An 18,791-nucleotide genomic window follows, 5' to 3' on the forward strand; every position below is an offset into this window, starting at 1 on the left:
GAAACAGGGAAAACCTTTTGCCAGATCAATAAATCACGAAAATTACACAGTCCGGCAAAAGGTCTGAAGGCAGGAGAAAAAACTCAGGCGACGTTGCGCGTGTGGCCAGCCAGTTGCGCCAGCATATCGCTGTTTTCAATGGTGATATATTTACCTTTCACCGCCAGCATTCCGCTCTTCTGGAAACGACCGAGCAGACGGCTAATGGTTTCTACCGTCAGCCCGAGATAGTTACCAATATCGCCACGGGTCATGGTCAGACGGAATTCGCGCGGTGAGAAGCCACGCTGGGCAAAACGACGCGAGAGATTGTAGATAAACGCCGCCAGACGCTCTTCGGCATTTTTCTTCGACAGCAGCAGGATCATATCCTGATCGCCTTTGATCTCGCCGCTCATCAGACGCATCATCTGCTGACGCAGGTTCGGCATTTTGCCGGAGAGATCGTCCAGCGTCTCAAACGGGATTTCACAGACCATCGAGGTTTCCAGCGCCTGTGCAAAGCTGGGATGATGAGCGGTACCAATCGCGTCGAAGCCGACCAGATCGCCCGCCAGATGGAACCCGGTGATCTGCTCGTCGCCCTGTTCGGTAATGGTGTAGCTCTTAATCGTACCGGAACGAATAGCGTACAGCGATTTCAGTTCATCCCCTGCTTTAAACAGCGTCTGACCTTTCTGGATGGGCTTTTTACGCTCAATAATGTTGTCGAGCTGATCCAGCTCGTGCTCATTGAGAGTAAAAGGGATACAAAGCTGGCTAATGCTGCAATCCTGGCAATGGATTGCACATCCGCCTGACTGAATGCGTCGTATAATTCGCTTTTCCGGGATCATAGGTCTGCTCAAGCCGTAATTGATATTTGTCAATTTTAACATCTTTTTCTTGGGCACGTAAGTCTGGTAAAACGTCAATTCACGATTATTAAAACAGGCGGGCGAGCAGCAATGAGATGAATCTACATCATCTCGTTGAAATTCCTTCACTTCGCTAAGGTTTTTATCGCAACACTTTCTGATAAGAAGCCTTTTTAGACGCTTTTTCTCACAATAGCAGGTAGCCTTCATGGCGTAACAGCCACTCTTTGCGCTGTACGCCGCCCACATAGCCGGTCAGGGTGCCATTGCTGCCGATGACGCGGTGACAGGGTACGACAATACTGACCGGGTTTGAACCATTGGCGGCTCCCACCGCCCGCGCCGCCGTTGCGCGCCCCAGCGTTTTTGCCAACTGGCCATAATGTACCACCTGGCCGCACGGGATGGTGCGCAGCGCTTGCCATACCTCACGCTGAAAGGGGGTACCGGCGGTCGCTGTGGGGAGGGTGTCGATAACAGCCAGATCGCCGTCAAAGTAGTCCTGAAGTTTCTGGCTCAACCCGCCAGGATCCGTGGCGGCAATGCGTTGATAACCTTCACTGCGATAATGAATATCCAGTAGCTTATTCATGCGATCGCTGTGCTCTTCCCACTCCACGGCGCGCAGATGAAAATTTTCGTCGCACACTATCCATAGCGGGCCAAGCGGGGTGGATATTTTGTCCTCAAGTAACGTTAACATCTGGCGTCCTTATCCGCGGCAAAGTTTGCCAATCCTAGCAGACGACTTGCAGTGCCACCATACCCCGAAAGTACGTTTATTCCACTATGTCAAGGCGAGAATCAGAATAATAAAGAGACAATATTTTGTTATCTAATAGATCATATATTATCTATTTTCGATGATAAAAAAATAGAGCCTGCCGACATCCGTCAGGCTCTACAGTACACACAATGACGCTTCCTTTCGTTATTTCCTGCAGTATCCTCCGTGTGCGGTAAATATAGTTATAGCGATGCTTATAAATATTTCCAGTATGAAATGGTGATTGGTTTCACGTTAATTTAACTAAAATTCAGGTCGCCAGCCTGATAATAATTTGCGTTAAGTTCAATTTATACACTCGAATTTATTATGGTTATTTGCTGCAATTAGCTATTTGTCAGACTTAAGGTAAATCCTCGCGGGCCATTGTGAGGGCGCTGCACGCCCGTTATAGTACATAAGCAGAAGTTGATGGAGGACTGCCTGATGAACCCTGACGACAAATCGCTTTTTCTTGACGCCATGGAGGACGTTCAGCCCCTGAAGCGCTGTGCAGATGTACACTGGCAGCGAACACTTAATCCTCGCGCGCCGCAGCGTATCGACACCCTGCAGCTCGATAATTTTCTCACCACCGGTTTTCTTGACATTATCCCTCTCGGTACGCCACTGGAGTTTAAACGCGAAGGGTTGCAGAACGGCGTGCTGGATAAGCTGCGGCAGGGGAAATACAGCCAGCAGGCAAGCCTTAATCTGCTACGCCAGCCGGTTGAGCAATGCCGTCAGATGCTGTTCCGTTTTATGCACCAGGCGCGGCTTGGTGGTTTGCGTAATGTGCTCATTATTCATGGCAAAGGGCGGGAAGAGGGCTCGCATCCGAATATTGTGCGCAGTTATCTGGCGCGCTGGCTGACCGAGTTTGATGACGTTCAGGCCTTTTGCGCGGCGCTGCCGCATCACGGTGGCAACGGCGCCTGCTATGTGGCGTTGCGTAAGTCGGAGCAGGCAAAACAGGATAACTGGGAGCGCCACGCCAAACGTAGCCGCTGAGGGTCTGGCGTGCTTTTCGTGTTGCCTTTCGCTGGCGGGTTTCTGCATGGAACCCGCTGTTTAATATAAGTGACTAATATCCGTCATTTTTGCCTGCGCTGGCGAATACTCCGACGGTCTGAGTTTTATCCGCTGTCTGGCGATATTCTCGGCCTGCTGATGACCGCCCATAAAATCTCTGGCATTTCGACCTTCAGTGATCCCGTAACGCCGTTTGTAGTAAAAGTTAAATGTTTGGAGAATAACGCCAGAATAATACTGGGCTGAATATTCAGCGGTGCCGCCCCGGGCTTTTATAAAATTAACGATAGCATTGCCAATATCGCTACTGGGTGAAGAACAGCGCAGGTAGCTCTGCTTTCCGTCGCCGCCAAAAATCACACCGTGCAGGCTTTTCATCCCGATCCCTTTCCGCTCCAGCGCGCACTGAATATTTTCCAGGTTCTGTTGCAGCGCCAGATCCGTATCAAAATGCGCACATAGCAGGTAATCATGCTGATCGGATAAGGCATACAATCCCAGACAACTTTGTACCGCCGGCATGGAAAGGTCTAAACCTTCGCGTTTAAAAATACCATATTGTCCTTGAAATACGACGACTCTCATCTCAGTAGCTCCATTACGTAGTGAATATTATTTTTCAGATCGGGAAATCTGTTTAATAATACAAAGAGAATGATTTTTGTCGCTTAATAAGAATAATATTTATGTCTTTTTACTCTTAAATAAATAGAGTGAAAGAACGCCGTATAAATATATCAGCAGCGTTTTTTATTTGGCGATCGGTAAATCAACGTAGCGTGTTGTATAACCTGGCGATAGCATTTCCCGCTTCATGACCCAACTTTTTTGAATGCCTTGCCCGGCAAACCAGACAGTGCCGCGCCCCGAATGATTAAGCCGATCGATGGTCTACATCAGCGCCTTGACCTGCTCCCGGTTGATTATCAGATGCCAATGTTAGTCCTGGATCCCGGTTGTTATGACAATCGCGAATTTCCGCTGTGCGCTCTAAGCTGTCGGTCGATGTCTGATGTAAAGTCACAGCGTAGCAGGCAGCTTCGTGCCAAGGGCGGACGTGGCCAACATCATCCTTTGTTAAATAAAGGGGAGTAGGTCAGTAAGACGTTAGTGCTATTTGAAGGTTTTTATTTTAATGAAAATGCTCACTTGTCCTTATTGAGGATCGCCTCAATAAATGGTTCTTTAAGCGCTAAATATTCTTTGATACCAACCGTATTTTCCAACTCAAGTTTGAATTTTAATGCCTGATAAAGCGCCCTTATCTTTGCATCTTGTCGGAGAATGTTACGAAAAGCCAACATCCTGGCAATGTCTTTATGTCCAGTTTCGCAAACATGTACTTTATGTGTCCTTATGCCGTTAACATCTTTACGATAAAAATGATGTCCTTCAGAAAGATCGGTACCTCGAACATAACCGCATGCACACATCAAAGCATTGACATCTGTATCACTCGCATGGGTAGATACTTCCACCAATAAATCAATTTCCGGTTTTGCAGCCAGTTCGGGCACAGCGGTGCTACCGACATGATGAATGGCAATAAGCTGATTACCAAAAATAAAGGCAATTTTATCTCGTTCAGCGGCAAACATCACAGGCCAGTTAGAACTATATGTGGCGATTTTACTAGTCAGAGCCAATGAATACTCTCCTTAATTACCCCCTGAGTAATGAACAAACGGGGAGGCGATTCGCACCAAAAAGAAACAGGTCAAAATTTGTTTACACATTTCAGGTCTAATCAGAAGCTATTAGTAACAGACCCGGTAAGGATGGTTTTTTTGAAACATCCTGGTTATTAGTTAACGTTATATATTTATAGAGAACGTTAACTAATAAGCTCTTATGGTAGAACAAGTGAATTGAGGACATGATCCTGCCATACCCCGTTTATTTTGAGATAGGATTGTGCATACCCCTCTTTAACAAACCCCAAGCTTCCAAGAGTCTTACTACTGCGAATGTTACCAGGAAGATGATTGGCCATAATCCTATGCATTCCATATTGTTCACGCACATAGCTGATTGATTTATCGAGGGCTTCATGCATTAGCCCTTTACCTTGATAAGCATGATCGAGAGAAAATCCTAGATAGCATGCCTCGAACACACCAAATACGAAGTTGGTGAAATTTATACTTCCAATTATTGTGTTTTCATTTTTTAAAGTAAAAACCAGGTTCAAACACTTTCTATTCTCGTAATCATTTAGTGAATTCATTATTCTGTCTATTATATTATCTGGTTGAAAATAGTCTTCATTACGCAATGGTTCAAAGGGTGCTAAGTGAGATCTGTTATTAAGTAGATAATCCTGAAAAGATTCAGCAAGGTCGGTTGCAAGCAAGTACACATCAGTACGTTCTGTAGAAAACAGCATCATAACTTATCCTTATGTCAAAATATAAGTCGGTTATTTTAATAAAATTCTCTCTATAAAACGACCTATAAATGTTGGGGGCTAATAATATATTGCTTGTTTAATATTATCAATTTTTGCCGCATCGTTGGGAGTTTTAGCTGCAATTTTCGCGCGTACTGACTTGATTATCGGGCCGCTTGTCAGCAGTGTGCCAGAAGCGGACATTTATCACATTACCCTAATCTCTCTTCCCACATACAGTACAGATGATGGCGCGATTTGCCACAACCATGGCGTATTTTGAATGCTTATTTGAGGTTTAAAAGAATATGATACCCGTTCTTTCCCGGTAGATAATTTACGTCAGGAACCAGAAAATGGCACGTAACCGTACTTTTTCTCTCAACATCGGCTGGAGAGCATTACTCAAAGACGCCGGGCTTACACCACCAGACATATTGCGAAAAGCACACCTGCCAGACGACACATTCTCCAGGGCCGAAAGCGGCCTTGATACAGATGAATACATGCGTTTGTGGCATGCGATCGAGACAGGAATGAATAGTCCTGCTTTCCCCCTGCCTCTTGTTGAAAAGGTTTCAGCTGAAGTTTTCGATCCACCGCTTTTCGCCGCATTGTGCAGCACTAATATGATGCAGGCCGTACAGCGACTGGCAAGATATAAACAGCTCATTGCTCCAATGGTACTGGAGACGGCAGTTGATCATAACGGTATTCTGACCGTTTCACCGCGCTGGTTGTCAGCCACAGACATCCCTGTATCTTTGCAGGTCGCAGAGCTGGCTTTCTTACTGAAACTGGCACGACTTGCAACACGCGAACCGATCAGGGCATTAAACGTCCTGCTCCCGCAGCTTCCCTCCGGTGCACAGGCTGGTCACTTTACCCGGTTCTTTGGTACCGGCATCTCGCATGGAGAAAAGCCTGCTATCAGCTTTTCCGCCACTGATGCCCTGAGGCCTTTTTTAACGGTAAATGAAGGGATGTGGCAGGTATTTGAGCCTGAGCTGCGTCGTCGTCTCAGTGAGCTGGATGTCACGGCTTCAACCTCTGAACGCGTGCGTGCGGTACTTCTGGAGTTGCTGCCGGGCAACGAAGCCACTATCGAGAAAACTGCAGAGCGTCTGGGTATGAGTAAGCGAACATTGCAGCGCAGACTTGAGGATGAGGGAGAGAATTTTCGCGCTCTCATCAATACCTGCCGCGAAAATCTGGCCCGCCACTATCTGCGCAATACCAGCCTGCCCGGCTACGAAATTGCATTCCTGCTGGGCTTTGAAGATCCGAATTCATTCTACCGTGCTTTTATGGCCTGGACAGGCCAGACGCCTGAAACAGTCAGAGAAGCCATGCGTTTTAATTAAAAGAGATCATCATGACAAACCCCGAAAATAATCGCGTTGTATTGCTGGCAGGCGCCTCAGGACTGACAGGTGGACAATTACTGCAGCTACTGCTGAATGATCCGGGAGTAATCCGCATTCATGCCCTGAGTCGCAAGCCACTCAAAGTCAGCCATCCAAAGTTACAGGTCCATCTGGTTGATTTCACATCACTGCCACAGCTTCCTCATGCGGATGAAGCCTACCTTGCACTGGGGACAACAATCAAAGTGGCAGGCAGTAAAGAGGCGTTCCGGGCAGTGGATTTTGACGCTAATCTGGCCGTTGCACAGGCCGCTATACGGGCCGGGGTCAGACGTATAGGACTGGTAAGCGCTGGCGGAGCGAACGTGAAGTCGTCTATGTTTTACACCCGCGTTAAAGGTGAACTGGAAGAGGCGCTCAGAGCACTGCCGTTAACCACGCTGGTCATTGCGCGACCTTCTTTGTTGCTTGACTACCGTTCAGGGCTGGGGCAGCCAGTGCGCCTGGGTGAAATAATTTCCATACCGATAGCCAGGCTGTTATCTCCCGTTCTTCCGGGTCCCTATAAGCCCGTTAGGGCTTTGGCTGTCGCACGGGCGCTGACACAGACGGTCCCTATCAAGAAGGGGATGATGATCCTGTCCTCTGACCAGTTGATAGAGCTGGGAACCGGTGCCGGGTGAAATGACAACACGAAAACCCTGTCGATGTTTGTCGCTGCTGTTGATGGTCTGCTCGCTCTTCGGCTGCGGTACTGCTGATCATTCCGCCAGTAAAAGCATTTCAGGCAGTCTGCTGACCGACGGTCATCTTCAGGATCCTGGTGTGGCCCCCCTTGCTGCAGTATCCACCCGTCCCAGAATATCGCTGGTTCTCGGAGGAGGTGGTCTCAGAGGTTATGCACATATCGGTGTGCTGCAGGCTCTGGAAGACGCGGGTATAAAACCAGATATGGTTGTCGGGACATCAATAGGGAGCATAATCGGCGCTGCTTATGCTGCGGGCAATACACCCGAACAGATCTGGCAGATGGCCACCACACTGCGGGTATTGTCTCTGGCGGATTTGAATATCCATGGACCTGCTTTTGTCAGGGGTGACGCCCTTGCAAACTGGGCAGATAAGCTGGTCGGGGGAAAAGCGATTGAACGCTTCCCGGTGCGTTTCGCAGCAGTGGCAACCGAGTTAGATCTTTCGTTGCCGTACATTATCACCGCTGGAGATGCCGGACAGGGACTCAGGGCCTCGGCAGCGATACCGGGTGTTTTCCTCCCGGTTAAGAGCCATGGTCTGACTCTGGTGGATGGAGGAGTCAGCGCCCTGGTCCCGGTACGGGCTGCCCGCGCACTCGGCGCTGATGTGGTGATTGCCGTCGATATTTACTGCCATGGACAGCGGTATCCGGTTACCTCAGCGTTTTCAGTTCTGTTACGCGTGTCGCAGGCGCAAACTTGTCTGCTCGCCAGACCAGAAGCTGACTCTGCAGATGTTCTCATCACCCCGGCAGTCAAACCCGCAGGAATCTACGACGCTGAAGGGCGCGAAACCGCACGGCAGTTGGGCTATCAGGCCACTGTCGAAAAACTGCCGCTCATCAGGTCGGTGTTAGAGCATTCCCGTTTATCTGAAAGAGGCTCGCTTTCTGTACCGAATGGCACCTTCAGCAAGCACTCTGGCGCACAGCGCAAGATATTCCCGGCACTGATTCAGGCAAACTGAACACTGTTCATTCATTGAGGTGCCTATGTTTACTCAGGAAAAGAAAACCGCGCTGGTCACCGGCGCATCGTCCGGGATGGGCAAGTCCATTGCCCGCCGTCTGATTCAGGATGGTTACCAGGTTTACGTTGCCGCCCGCAATGTTGAAAAAATGGCTGACCTGGTCAGTCTTGGTGCCCAGGCGCTGCGGATGGATATTTCTGTCGATGAGCAGATTGTCTCCGGCGTAAATACCATTCTGGCTGAGACTGGCGGTGTCGATGTCCTGGTCAACAATGCCGGTTTTGGCCTCTACGGCCCGGTAGAAGAGATCGGGATTGACGAAGCCCGCTATCAGTTTGAGGTCAATCTGTTTGGTGCCGCGCGGCTGACGCAGTTGCTGCTCCCAGCGATGAGGGCCAGACGCTCCGGCCATATTGTCAATATCACCTCCATGGGCGGAAAGATGTACAGCATTCTGGGAGCCTGGTACCACGCAACCAAACATGCACTGGAAGGCTGGTCAGACTGCCTCAGGCTGGAAGTCGCCGGGTTCGGGATTAAAGTGGTGATCGTTGAACCGGGCGTGATAGAGACAGGCTTCGGCGACGCCGCCAGTGACACCATTGTCAAACGTTCGGCCAGTGGTCCGTATGGTCATCTGGTGAAAATGGTGGCCATGTCGATAAAAAAAACGTACGGGCAGGGCACAGGCAGCTCACCGGAGGTCATTGCGGAAGTGGTATCCCGTGCAGTGAACAGCAGTAACCCGCGTACACGGTATGCGGCCGGTAAGTTTGCAAAGATGCTCATCCGCATGCGCGTCTGGCTGGGCGATCGTATATTCGACCGTATTATTCTCAGCCAGACCCGCTGACAGGCATATAGCTCAGTTACATTTTAAACACATGAGGTAAAGGTCATGACAGCGAAAATCTGGTTCATCACTGGTGCAGCAAGAGGGTTTGGTCATATCTGGGCAGAAGCGGCACTGGCCAGGGGGGATAAGGTTGCGGCAACCGCACGTAATACAGACTCCCTGGAAACACTTGTTGAGCGGTATGGTGACAGGGTGCTTCCTTTACAGATGGATGTTACCGATTCCAGACAGGTATCGGATGCGGTCACCAAAGCACACAGCCATTTTGGACAGCTTGATGTGGTGCTGAACAATGCCGGCTATGCACTTGCCGGGGCGATTGAAGAAGCCAGTCTGGATGAGGTTAAAACCGAGTTTGATACCAATTTCTTCGGTATGCTGCGCGTTATCCAGGCCGTTCTTCCTGTTCTGCGTAATCAGAAACATGGTCATATCCTGGGGGTCTCCAGTGTGGCGGGTCTCGTGGCCGGTCCGGTGACGGGTTTCTATAATGCCTCAAAATGGGCGGTAGAGGCGCTGCATGAAAGTCTGGCAACGGAAGTTTCCGGGTTCGGGATTAATATCACCCTCATCGAACCCGGCGCCTACGCTACCGATTTCTCTGGTCCGACATCACTGAAAATTGCCGACAGTATGGAAGCGTATGCCACACTACGACAGCAGGTTTTCGCGCAGGGTTCACAACTGGAATTTGGTGATCCGCAGGCTACCGCACAGGCAATACTTCACATTGTCGATGCGGAACAACCACCATTGCGAATTTTCTTGGGCACAGAGGGTATGCCTTTGCTCCGCAAAGCCTATGCGGCCAGACTGGCTGAATGGGAAAAATGGGAGTGGCTGTCAAACTCAGCTCAGGGAACATCCGTTAAATTAAATATTACACCCTGAGGCATTCTATGGCTGATCGCTTATACGCGACCAGCCATTTTACTGACCTGTATTTCAACTGTCGAATCTATGATTCATGGCAGGTTCTGAACTTCACATACTTCTGCTTTTCGCTCATAAGAGGCAACCATACTCAAATCTCCCATATTGTAGGAGATTTGAGTATGAACAAGTCACCGTGGAACAAATGACCTGCCCCCAGTATTAAACACAATAATCAGTTAGTAATGTCGGCTGATTTACTCCCGTATTTGTGTTCAGGGTATAATCAACTGCTGCAATGGTTTCCCTTGAACTCGCCTGGATGAGTAATGTCAGGCTTTTTCAAGAGACAGCCGTTCGATGGCCTGAGGTACTTCTGACCAGTGATGAACAACAGTAGCCGCACCATGGTCATGCAGGCGTGCTGCATGACCCTCACCGCAGTGTCCGCCGCCCGTAAATCCAATAACCTGCATACCGGCTGCACGTGCCGCAATCACGCCTGGCACGCTGTCCTCAATGACGCAGCATTGTTCAGGCCGAACATTATGTTTTTCTGCAGCATACAGAAAGATATCCGGAGCAGGTTTCCCGTTTTCGACCAGTTCAGTACTGTAGATATGGGGCGCAAAAATTTCCTCAAGACGAGTGATGTTTAACGATAATGAGAGCTTTTCCGGAGCACTGCTGGACGCCACACATTTTGTAATCTCTAAAACGCTCAGAATTTCCTTTGCCATAGGCAGAGCCTTTAGGTGAAGGTGTATAGCACCCATGACACGTGCGGAAACTATCGCATCATAGTCTTCTCCAACCGCCCGCCCGGTTTCATTTTCAATGATCGCCACCATATCTGCCATTTTCACGCCAGCGAAACGCTTGAGTATCACATCCAGGTCATATTCAGGAAAACCCCGGTCGGCGAGCTCTTCAGCATCTGCCATGCATGCCAGTAATTCACTGTCGACCAGCACGCCATCACAGTCACATATCAGTAATCCAAACTTCATCAGAATCTTCCCTCAGACTTCGCGGTAAATTTCGGTTTCGCCTTGTGAACCATCGGTTTCAGCCACTTCACGTGCTACATATTGTTCACCAGCACACACCTGAACGTGATGCACAGTTACCGTATTTTCCTCAAACAGGATCACTTCATAGGAGGGCAGCCGATCAATGTAATAGGCTTCCAGTTGCGTTTGTCTGAACTGTATGGGATGTGCCGTGCCTCTCGCTGCCGTGAATGATCGGCCGCACTTAATGCCAGAAACAGACAGGTGGACATGCCCGAAGGTTAAATGGACAACCTGAGGATGCCTGTTAAGCACATCATTCAATTCATCCCCATTTGTAAGCAGCATATATTCGAAATATTCGATGCCAATATCAAAAGGAGGATGGTGAAGCGCCACAATTGTTGGTGTTTCTGGAGCCTCGCCCAGCGTGGCATCCAGCCAGACTAAACGCTGGGGGCAAAGAAAACCTGAACCCGGACACTCTTCGTCCAGACTGTCCAGAACGACGACACGATGCCCCCCGAGATCCAGTGCATACTGTATAAAGCCGGAGCTATCTACCTGTGTGGCAGGAAATACATCTAAAAATGGCTGGCGCCTGTCATGATTGCCCATCATCAGGCAAAGCTGAACCGGAAACCCCTCAAGCCTGTTCCGGAGTAGCTCATATGACGTTCTGTCTCCTTTATCAGTCAGATCGCCGGTTATGATGCAGAGATCTGCGTCAGAATGTTTTTCGCGGATATCCTTAAGCACCGCCTGCATACGGGGTAGCGGGTCGAATCCAAATACCCGTTCACCCTCAGGAACAATGTGCAGATCGCTTAACTGAATTATTTTTTTCAATTTGAGCACCTTACTTTGCCGGCAGGGCAAGCTTCTGCGTGATGTTCACCAGCTGCTTCAGGCCACTGTCGGGTGCGATTTCACCCCGTATGATTCCGGAGAGAATATTTTTTTGTTCGGCCCAGATGCGTGGCCCTGAACCTGCCGGGTAGCCTACCCAGGCTTGTGCTAACGGCCACTGACTAATACTGGTCATCCAGTTCGGGTTTTTATTATAAAAATCGGCGAGGTATTGTGGACCCGTAGTTTTAATGTTGGTCGGCATATAACCCGATTTGAGGGCGATGATCTTCTGGCCTTCCGGGCCGGTCACGAATTTAATAAATTCCCAGGCGGCTTTTCGTTTCGCTGAATCGCTGGCCAGAATAACCGCAGCGCTGCCGCCTACTGGAAGCCCGCCATGATTTTCGGCCACCTGCGGATAGGGTGCCGTGGCAAAATGGAATTTACCGCCAATGTTTTGATCCATCGACCGGACCTCTGAAGATGAGCCAATATAAATACCGAGTTTGCCGGCAACAAATTGCTGCACAACCTGGTCTTCATTAAGTGCCGGCATATGGGCTTCTTCAACCAGTCGCGGCAGGATTGCCACAGCTTCTGCTCCCTTCTGATCGCCGAAGGCTACCTGCATCCTTGCAGGATTCATAATATGGCCACCGTAACTCATGACCAGAGCCTGCCACAGCCAGTCGTCTTCCGCTTCACTGACGGGATAGCCCAGCCCGTCGGCTTTTCCTTCCTTGTATATTTTGGCGGCAACCTGAATTACACCGTCCCAGGTCTTCAATGCGCTTCCGTCTGCACCAACTGATGCCAGCATTTCTTTGTTGTAATACACAATCGCGGTTGAGGCGGTAAACGGCATGGCCCACTGAGCCCCATCGATTTGACCAAGAGCAATCATGGCTGCTGAATAGTTATCTGAACTCCAGGATGGGCCTTCTTTTTCAATGAGATCGGTTAATGGCATGATGGCATGACGCGCTTTTAACGTCTGAACCAGTTCCGGAAGATAGTTGTAGCCGGAGTACCAGATATCGGGCAGGTTACCTGTCACTGCACCGCGCAAAATACGTTGCTGGCCATCGGTATAACTTGCCGCGGGGGACAGGTAATTGATCTTAATGTCTGGGTGTTCTTTCATGAAGGCTTCTGCCAGCGGCTCATGAAAGCTTTTTTGAGAAGGCCACGCATACTGAATATTTAATGTGGTGACAGCTGAAATCGCGGGTACGGCTCCTGACAAAAACAGGGAAGCTGCCGCAACTGAATGAGCTAATTTACGCATGTTTCTTTCCTGGTTTTATTTAAATCAGTTAATGAGATTCGGGTGTTTTTATTTATGTCCGGATACAGAAAGTCCTTTAATAAAATTTCGCTGTGCAAAAAGAAAAAGAATCATCACGGGCAGAACGGTGATGATTGCTCCAGCCATTAGCGCGCCATAATTGGTTCCCATATCGCCATCTCTGAAATAGAGCATACCCAGTGGAGGAGTCGCCATGGTCTGTGAAGAAACGGTAATTAACGGCCAGTACAAATCATTCCAGTGTGCTGTCACTGAAAATACCGAGAATGCCGCAATGATCGGTCGCACTTCAGGCAGGATGAGCCGGAGGATGATGGCTGACTCACTGAATCCATCAAGTCGCGCAGCCTGGATAATCTCGTCGGGAAATGATTTGATTTGCTGGCGCAACATAAATATGGCGAACGGTGAAATAATAAATGGAAATATCAGTGAGAAATAGGAATCAAGCATTCCGCTGTATGCCAGACCAATATAGACAGGAAGCATAGGAATTTGAATCGGTATACACAGACTGGCGACAACGACCATCATGAACATCCGTCGCCCGATGAACTCAAATTTTGCAAGCGCATAGGCTGCAGGAATCGCTACAGTCAGCTGTAATATCAGCAGTATGCTTACTACCAGGGCTCCGTTCATCAGGAACCGGGTCATGGGAACAGCGGTGAAAGCAGTGTGGATATTATCCTTTATAGAGCCCAGACTGGTCGGTAACCCAAAAGGGTTACTGAAGATTTGGTCCGGTGACTTCAGGACAACCAGGACCATCCAGATAAAAGGTGTCAGGAAAATCAGTCCCATAAAAAGTAACGTTAAATGGGAAACTGAACGGCTCACTACTTTTGACAGGGCAAATGTCGATTTCATCAGTAATGCACCTTCTTTTCAGCAGTGACAATCTGCAGAACGGACAACGCAGCTATCAGACACAAAAAAACAACAGAGAGTGCACAGGCATAACCCATATTTGTAAACTGATAAGCTTCCAGATAAATACGGTACAGCAAGGTTTCAGTGGCACCACCGGGGCCGCCCTTTGTCAGTGCAGCCACAGAGTCAAACACCTGAAAAGCAGTGACTGTGGTGGTAACCAGCACAAACAGGCTGGTAGGCCCCAGCATCGGGAAGGTTATTTTGCAAAACCGATCTATTCCCGATTCAGCGCCATCAAGCGATGCCGCCTGATAAATTTCGTCAGGTAAAGAAGCAAGACCAGCAAGAAACAGCACTGTGGTTTGTCCTGTCAGTTGCCATGTACCGATAACAGCCAGCGTCGGGAGTGCATAAGCCGGATCAGTTAAGAAGTCGATGCGCTGAAAGCCCAGCTGCACAAGAAGTTCGTTCACCGGACCAATTCTGCCGTGGAGCAGGTACTGCCAGACCAGTGCCATGGAAACAAAAGTACTGGTTGTGGGTAAAAAGAAGATAATTTCATAAAACCGTCGCAGGTGGCATACGGCTTGAATTCTGATGGCCAAAAATAGTCCAGTAATAAACGCAGCAGGCACGACGATCAGAACATAAATAAACGTGTTCAGCAGCGCATGAGTGGCATGAGAATCGTCCAGCAACTGCTGATAGTTGTTAAGGCCAATAAAACCAAAGTTTACCGAGCCGAGGTTATAATCCGTCAGACTCATGGCCAGCACGATAATAACTGGCGCTATCAAAAGGCAGCCAAGCAGAAAAATCGCCGGTCCCGCCAGCATTAAGCCACGAAGATCCGGTTGTGGACGAACGCTGAGGCGTCTGTTGTTAATCATACTCACGGAAGCGCACTCCTCGGTTCTGGAATAGCTACTTCATGCAACAGACAATTGTGGTAAATACGCTCGCCGGACTCCGTAAATAGCCAGATGCTGCTCACGTCAAAGCTCATGCTTATTAACCCAGATTTCGGGGCGATGAAGTTTTTAAGAGCATCGCTGTTCAGACGACCTGTCAGGCGAGAACCCTGCATCGTGGCGACATGCACCAGCGCTTCATGCCCTGTCCGTTCAATGCGCAAAATTCTGACCGACCAGGTGAGTCTCGTCGATGTTATTGGCTCACTGAGCGTAAGGCGAATGTCCTCCGGCCTGATAGCCAGCTGTATTTTCTCCGTTATATTCCCTGAGAGAGAAAGAGGAATATGTTGCTCCATAACATATATACCGTGCCTGCCAGCCTCAGCCGGTAAGACATTCACGGGCGGGGAGCTAATAAATTTTGCTACGTCCAGGTGTGAAGGGGAGTTAAATATCTCCTCTGGCGTTCCGGCCTGAAGCACCTTACCGTTCATCAGAATCACGATCCGGTCAGCCATGGTCATTGCTTCCGTCTGGTCATGCGTGACATAGAGGGTTGTGATCCCAAGGGAGCGCTGCAGTTCGGCTATCTCAGTCCGCATCTCATTACGTAATGCCGCGTCGAGGCTCGAGAGAGGTTCGTCCATTAAAAACAGGCTGGGTTTTCGAATCAGGGCGCGACCAATTGCCACACGCTGCTTCTGACCACCAGACAACTGTGATGGTTTACGATCCAGCAGATGAGCAATTTTAAGCATCCCGGCAATGTCGTTCACTTCCTGCATAATGCCGGCATAGCACAGGCGGGTTCCGGGTAATAACTTGCCAATAAAGGGCAGGCGTTGTTGCCAGGTCAGCCTGCGCATAATCAACGGCATGGCGATGTTGTCACGCACCGACATATGCGGATAGAGCGCGAAATTCTGGAACACCATCGCAATATCACGTTTTGCGGACGATAAGCTGAGTAAATCCTCTCCCGAGTCGGTGCTGATTTCACCCGTCGTCGGATTGTCAAAACCAGCAATAATCTTCAGTAATGTTGATTTCCCGCATCCTGACGGGCCTAGCAGGCACAGAAATTCACCGGCCTGCACCTCCAGACTCATTTTTTCCAGTACGTCACCGGCACCGAAGTTTTTTCTCACATCTTTAATGATTAATCCTCTGGCAGAGGAGGCAGACATGTAAGAAATCATTGGAAATAAACTCCACACAATAATCATTGTTATGGATTTTTACTCCACATTGAAGCGAGAAAAATCCATAGAGTTGCGTCAGTGAGGTGAGAGTAAGGAAGAAAGATTACATCTAAATGACAGCATTCAGGGGACTGATCACATTCTGGCTAGACAAGCGATGCCAGTGTTTCTGCAACCAGTACAGCGCGCGGCACGCCGTTAATGTATCCGCCGTAGGATGAAATGTTCAGTCTGGCCATCAGAATTACATCTTCGGCTTCGCGTGCCAGGGGGCTGCGCTCATTACAGGTTACGGCCAGGCAATAGCATCCTGTCAGTCTGGCCATCCGCAGGAAGTCTACGGTATTCAGACTGGTACCCGATTCAGAAATTGCGATGGCGACGCAGTCTGGTCCCAGGATGTTTGAAACTTCCTTGGCAAGTGTGATGTCTCTGACTGCCGTGGCATTAAGACCGGATCTCAGGAAACGATAAGCAAAAAGGTCGGCTGTGATACCGGAAACGCCGGACCCAAACAGATTGATGCGCCTGGCATTGCTTAATTTTGAAGCAATCTGACAGAGTTGAGTCATTGATAGTTGCTCCATGGTCTCAAGGACAGAAGATGAAAGCTCCCGGGCAAGCGCCTGATACTGCTCTTCATTTTTAGGATAAGCTGCTGAACCGACATTTCGCCTTACAGCCAGTTCAGAAGCAAGTGCCAGCTTAAAAGCCGCAAAACCATTGCTGCCAGCGATTTTGCAAAGCCTCATAATACTGGCCTCACCCACGCTACACTGAAGGCTCAACTCCTTTAGAGAAAACGCAACTACCTTCTCAGGATTTTCAAGTATATAGACAGCGGCTCGCGCCAGGGCATCGGGCATTGTGGCAAGCTGCTTTTCCAGACTGAGCAGCGGCTTAACAGTGTGTAAATTGCTTCTGAAATGCATTTCTTCCCCTTAATTACGAAGATGCAGGTTTGATTTTCTGAAAATTATCGTTAATGCAACAGCCTAACTGACCCGCTATTACTGGCATTGTATCCCTGAAAAATCCGTTTATTGCCTCCCGGAAGGCTTTCGCTGTAGCAAAATACCGGTTATTCCGCACATGTTCATTCATTACCTTCCACAACCGCTCAATTGGGTTGAGATTCGGGCTGTAGGGCGGCAGATAGTGGAGTTCAATATTCATCACCACTGCCCAGTCCTGAACCAGTGACGCGCGGTGATATGACGCTCCGTCCAGTATGAGATGAAGTTTTTGTCTTACCGGGTATGTCTGCCGTACTGCGATGAAAAATTCACAAATCGTTCTGGCATTAATACTGGCATAGTCACGGGCCACTGTACGCGCGATATCACTGAGGCTGAGCGCCCCGATAATATTCATGCGGGCACGGCTCCCGGTGGTTTCAATTGTTTTTCTCCCGCCTTTGCGTATCCAGCCACAACTCAGTTTTGCTGACTGCGTGGGATGCACCACATCCATAAACAGGATGGGTTCTTTGTCACTGGCGGTGAGCTTCAGCGCTTCATATTTATCAATGAACTGCTGTTGTTTTTCCGCACTGAACTTATGCGGGACACTTATAAGTAAAACCATTGCGGTGAAGCCACCTGTTCATCCCCGGAACACTGTAAAACACCCCGAATAGTTCCCTGACAAGCGCAACGATACTTGCGGTAGTGACATGGACGTTATCGGTCAGAAGACGGGTGAGTGCAGCGGACTGCACGGAACTGAGATGCTCCTGTGAGCCACCATTTTCAGAAGCCAGCTTACCGTCATCAAGGTAATCGGCGATGTGGCAGAGGACGATAGTTTCATGAATGAGCTGGGACTGCGCAATCATTGTTGTTGTCCAGCCCTGAGCAGACAACAGCACGCAGCGAATTCTGTCGCAGACACGACGGTCACGACTCTGTCGGTGCAGAGCTTTAAGAGCCTTTATCTGTGAGAGTTCAACATTCATGGCCTGAGCATGATCCCCAAACTGCTCGAAATCAAGCAGTTTCAATGATCACGGGTATATTTGCACTTTCCACACTCATGGCCCTGTATATACTCAGTTTATATTAATCCATTAACGAATAGCGCCGCTGCAAACAACCGGTGCTATTCAACATAATTTAATTTGTTATAAAAACCATTCTGGTTTCACACCAAAACGAGCCGACAGTGCCTTAATGTGAGTGATGGTCAAAGAGCGCTGGCCAGACAGAATCTGGCTAACCAGTGATTTAGAGCCGATCTCCTCTTTGAGATCAGAGTAAGACAACTTGTGCTGGTCAATCAGGGTACGCAGCAGTGCAACGCCGACCGGCATTTCAGCGATAGCTTTGTTGAATTCAGCGAAACGAGGGCTGTTATCTTCATAGTCGGCAATCTTACTCGCCAGGAAGTCAATAAGTGGGTTCTCGTCGTCGTTCTCGATCAGGTAGTCCACCAGCTCCATCGCTTCGCGGTAATCGCTCTCGGACGAACTGCCCCCAGGAAGGGGACAGCAGCTACGAGTTGTTTGGTTGCTTCAATGGCTTTTGCAGTGTCGGTAATCATTCTTTGTTCTCCCGTAATAGCGGGTCAACTTGTCGTAATCAGCGTGGGTTGCGATGTGCTTCACATAGAAGCGCTTATTCACGAAATTGATATAGGCGATAACCATCAAGTTGTTGCCTCCTACATCCAAAACCCACCACTTATTCCGGTACTTAAAATTATCCAGGCTCGGTATCAGAGTTCGCATCATAGCCAGTCACAACGTATACAGAATGCTCTTCG

The 18,791-nt window shown here is 49.1% G+C and carries 18 protein-coding genes and 4 pseudogenes; 6 read left to right on the forward strand and 16 right to left on the reverse strand.

From position 1 onward, the window contains the following. Window positions 1-83: 83 nt before the first annotated feature. Both fnr and ogt read right to left on the reverse strand, forming a co-directional pair. Window positions 84-836: a fumarate/nitrate reduction transcriptional regulator Fnr gene (fnr, locus tag C0557_RS10640; RefSeq protein WP_007374819.1), complete on the reverse strand. Its 753-nt coding sequence runs from the start codon at window positions 834-836 to the stop codon at window positions 84-86. 208 nt (window positions 837-1,044) lie between these two features. After that, window positions 1,045-1,560 (reverse strand): methylated-DNA--[protein]-cysteine S-methyltransferase, encoded by a 516-nt coding sequence (gene ogt / locus C0557_RS10645; protein ID WP_208658408.1) that lies wholly within the window; start codon window positions 1,558-1,560, stop codon window positions 1,045-1,047. 510 nt (window positions 1,561-2,070) lie between these two features. On the opposite strand from ogt, the gene smrA reads away from it, so the two are divergent. Further along, window positions 2,071-2,634, forward strand: a complete 564-nt coding sequence (gene smrA / locus C0557_RS10650; protein WP_208658409.1) for a DNA endonuclease SmrA — start codon at window positions 2,071-2,073, stop codon at window positions 2,632-2,634. Window positions 2,635-2,694: 60 nt separating this feature from the next. On the opposite strand, the gene C0557_RS10655 is transcribed toward smrA, so the two are convergent. From C0557_RS10655 to C0557_RS10670, 4 genes and pseudogenes are all read right to left on the reverse strand, one after another. Beyond that, window positions 2,695-3,240 (reverse strand): hypothetical protein, encoded by a 546-nt coding sequence (locus tag C0557_RS10655; RefSeq protein WP_208658410.1) that lies wholly within the window; start codon window positions 3,238-3,240, stop codon window positions 2,695-2,697. Window positions 3,241-3,405: 165 nt separating this feature from the next. Next, window positions 3,406-3,546: pseudogene (locus C0557_RS10660) on the reverse strand (DUF4113 domain-containing protein); the annotation flags it as partial. 254 nt (window positions 3,547-3,800) lie between these two features. Beyond that, complete coding sequence (locus C0557_RS10665; protein WP_208658411.1) at window positions 3,801-4,301, reverse strand: GrpB family protein; 501 nt, start codon at window positions 4,299-4,301, stop codon at window positions 3,801-3,803. Between the two features lie 203 nt (window positions 4,302-4,504). After that, complete coding sequence (locus C0557_RS10670) at window positions 4,505-5,044, reverse strand: GNAT family N-acetyltransferase (RefSeq protein ID WP_208658412.1); 540 nt, start codon at window positions 5,042-5,044, stop codon at window positions 4,505-4,507. A gap of 356 nt (window positions 5,045-5,400) precedes the next feature. Between C0557_RS10670 and C0557_RS10675 the strand changes: the two genes are divergently transcribed. The 5 genes from C0557_RS10675 to C0557_RS10695 are packed head-to-tail and all read left to right on the forward strand — an operon-like array spanning window position 5,401 to window position 9,880. Then, the gene (locus C0557_RS10675; RefSeq protein WP_208658413.1) at window positions 5,401-6,408 is read left to right on the forward strand and encodes an AraC family transcriptional regulator; all 1,008 of its coding nucleotides are present in this window, start codon (window positions 5,401-5,403) and stop codon (window positions 6,406-6,408) included. Window positions 6,409-6,419: 11 nt separating this feature from the next. After that, complete coding sequence (locus C0557_RS10680; protein ID WP_208658414.1) at window positions 6,420-7,094, forward strand: NAD(P)H-binding protein; 675 nt, start codon at window positions 6,420-6,422, stop codon at window positions 7,092-7,094. Window position 7,095: 1 nt separating this feature from the next. Next, window positions 7,096-8,130: a patatin-like phospholipase family protein gene (locus C0557_RS10685; protein ID WP_253073807.1), complete on the forward strand. Its 1,035-nt coding sequence runs from the start codon at window positions 7,096-7,098 to the stop codon at window positions 8,128-8,130. A gap of 25 nt (window positions 8,131-8,155) precedes the next feature. Further along, window positions 8,156-8,986 carry an oxidoreductase gene (locus C0557_RS10690; RefSeq protein WP_208658415.1) on the forward strand — a complete coding sequence of 277 codons (831 nt, stop codon included), beginning with the start codon at window positions 8,156-8,158 and terminating at the stop codon, window positions 8,984-8,986. Window positions 8,987-9,031: 45 nt separating this feature from the next. After that, window positions 9,032-9,880, forward strand: a complete 849-nt coding sequence (locus C0557_RS10695) for an SDR family oxidoreductase (RefSeq protein WP_208658416.1) — start codon at window positions 9,032-9,034, stop codon at window positions 9,878-9,880. A 314-nt stretch (window positions 9,881-10,194) separates the two neighbouring features. On the opposite strand, the gene C0557_RS10700 is transcribed toward C0557_RS10695, so the two are convergent. The 10 genes and pseudogenes from C0557_RS10700 to C0557_RS10745 all read right to left on the reverse strand — a co-directional run. After that, complete coding sequence (locus tag C0557_RS10700) at window positions 10,195-10,872, reverse strand: HAD family phosphatase (RefSeq protein ID WP_208658417.1); 678 nt, start codon at window positions 10,870-10,872, stop codon at window positions 10,195-10,197. A gap of 12 nt (window positions 10,873-10,884) precedes the next feature. Beyond that, the gene (locus tag C0557_RS10705; protein WP_208658418.1) at window positions 10,885-11,724 is read right to left on the reverse strand and encodes a phosphodiesterase; all 840 of its coding nucleotides are present in this window, start codon (window positions 11,722-11,724) and stop codon (window positions 10,885-10,887) included. Window positions 11,725-11,734: 10 nt separating this feature from the next. After that, window positions 11,735-13,015: an ABC transporter substrate-binding protein gene (locus tag C0557_RS10710; protein WP_208658419.1), complete on the reverse strand. Its 1,281-nt coding sequence runs from the start codon at window positions 13,013-13,015 to the stop codon at window positions 11,735-11,737. Window positions 13,016-13,063: 48 nt separating this feature from the next. After that, window positions 13,064-13,906, reverse strand: a complete 843-nt coding sequence (locus tag C0557_RS10715) for a carbohydrate ABC transporter permease (RefSeq protein ID WP_217273285.1) — start codon at window positions 13,904-13,906, stop codon at window positions 13,064-13,066. Next, on the reverse strand, window positions 13,906-14,802 hold the full coding sequence (locus C0557_RS10720; protein ID WP_208662902.1) for a carbohydrate ABC transporter permease: 897 nt from the start codon (window positions 14,800-14,802) through the stop codon (window positions 13,906-13,908). Before C0557_RS10720 ends, C0557_RS10715 begins: the two co-directional genes overlap by 1 nt. Before the next feature lie 2 nt (window positions 14,803-14,804). Further along, window positions 14,805-16,013: an ABC transporter ATP-binding protein gene (locus C0557_RS10725; protein ID WP_208658420.1), complete on the reverse strand. Its 1,209-nt coding sequence runs from the start codon at window positions 16,011-16,013 to the stop codon at window positions 14,805-14,807. Between the two features lie 161 nt (window positions 16,014-16,174). Then, window positions 16,175-16,960, reverse strand: a complete 786-nt coding sequence (locus C0557_RS10730) for a MurR/RpiR family transcriptional regulator (RefSeq protein ID WP_208658421.1) — start codon at window positions 16,958-16,960, stop codon at window positions 16,175-16,177. 13 nt (window positions 16,961-16,973) lie between these two features. After that, window positions 16,974-17,985: pseudogene (locus C0557_RS10735) on the reverse strand (IS630 family transposase). Window positions 17,986-18,150: 165 nt separating this feature from the next. Continuing rightward, window positions 18,151-18,569, reverse strand: a pseudogene (locus tag C0557_RS10740) (type II toxin-antitoxin system HigA family antitoxin). Continuing rightward, window positions 18,541-18,756: pseudogene (locus C0557_RS10745) on the reverse strand (type II toxin-antitoxin system HigB family toxin); the annotation flags it as partial. The pseudogenes C0557_RS10740 and C0557_RS10745, both read right to left, overlap by 29 nt. Between the last annotated feature and the right edge of the window lie 35 nt (window positions 18,757-18,791).

It is taken from the genome of Kosakonia sp. MUSA4 (genome assembly GCF_013085925.1).
GTDB classification, from domain to species: domain Bacteria; phylum Pseudomonadota; class Gammaproteobacteria; order Enterobacterales; family Enterobacteriaceae; genus Kosakonia; species Kosakonia sacchari_B.

Bases quoted from the DNA above. Each gene is read 5' to 3' on its own strand.
- C0557_RS10710 (WP_208658419.1), bottom strand. From the start codon at position 13,015: ATGCGTAAATTAGCTCATTCAGTTGCGGCAGCTTCCCTGTTTTTGTCA.
- ogt (WP_208658408.1), bottom strand. From the start codon at position 1,560: ATGTTAACGTTACTTGAGGACAAAATATCCACCCCGCTTGGCCCGCTA.
- C0557_RS10680 (WP_208658414.1), top strand. From the start codon at position 6,420: ATGACAAACCCCGAAAATAATCGCGTTGTATTGCTGGCAGGCGCCTCA.
- C0557_RS10700 (WP_208658417.1), bottom strand. From the start codon at position 10,872: ATGAAGTTTGGATTACTGATATGTGACTGTGATGGCGTGCTGGTCGAC.
- C0557_RS10690 (WP_208658415.1), top strand. From the start codon at position 8,156: ATGTTTACTCAGGAAAAGAAAACCGCGCTGGTCACCGGCGCATCGTCC.
- C0557_RS10720 (WP_208662902.1), bottom strand. From the start codon at position 14,802: ATGATTAACAACAGACGCCTCAGCGTTCGTCCACAACCGGATCTTCGT.
- C0557_RS10725 (WP_208658420.1), bottom strand. From the start codon at position 16,013: ATGTCTGCCTCCTCTGCCAGAGGATTAATCATTAAAGATGTGAGAAAA.
- C0557_RS10715 (WP_217273285.1), bottom strand. From the start codon at position 13,906: ATGAAATCGACATTTGCCCTGTCAAAAGTAGTGAGCCGTTCAGTTTCC.
- smrA (WP_208658409.1), top strand. From the start codon at position 2,071: ATGAACCCTGACGACAAATCGCTTTTTCTTGACGCCATGGAGGACGTT.
- C0557_RS10685 (WP_253073807.1), top strand. From the start codon at position 7,096: ATGACAACACGAAAACCCTGTCGATGTTTGTCGCTGCTGTTGATGGTC.
- C0557_RS10670 (WP_208658412.1), bottom strand. From the start codon at position 5,044: ATGATGCTGTTTTCTACAGAACGTACTGATGTGTACTTGCTTGCAACC.
- C0557_RS10695 (WP_208658416.1), top strand. From the start codon at position 9,032: ATGACAGCGAAAATCTGGTTCATCACTGGTGCAGCAAGAGGGTTTGGT.
- C0557_RS10730 (WP_208658421.1), bottom strand. From the start codon at position 16,960: ATGCATTTCAGAAGCAATTTACACACTGTTAAGCCGCTGCTCAGTCTG.
- fnr (WP_007374819.1), bottom strand. From the start codon at position 836: ATGATCCCGGAAAAGCGAATTATACGACGCATTCAGTCAGGCGGATGT.
- C0557_RS10675 (WP_208658413.1), top strand. From the start codon at position 5,401: ATGGCACGTAACCGTACTTTTTCTCTCAACATCGGCTGGAGAGCATTA.
- C0557_RS10655 (WP_208658410.1), bottom strand. From the start codon at position 3,240: ATGAGAGTCGTCGTATTTCAAGGACAATATGGTATTTTTAAACGCGAA.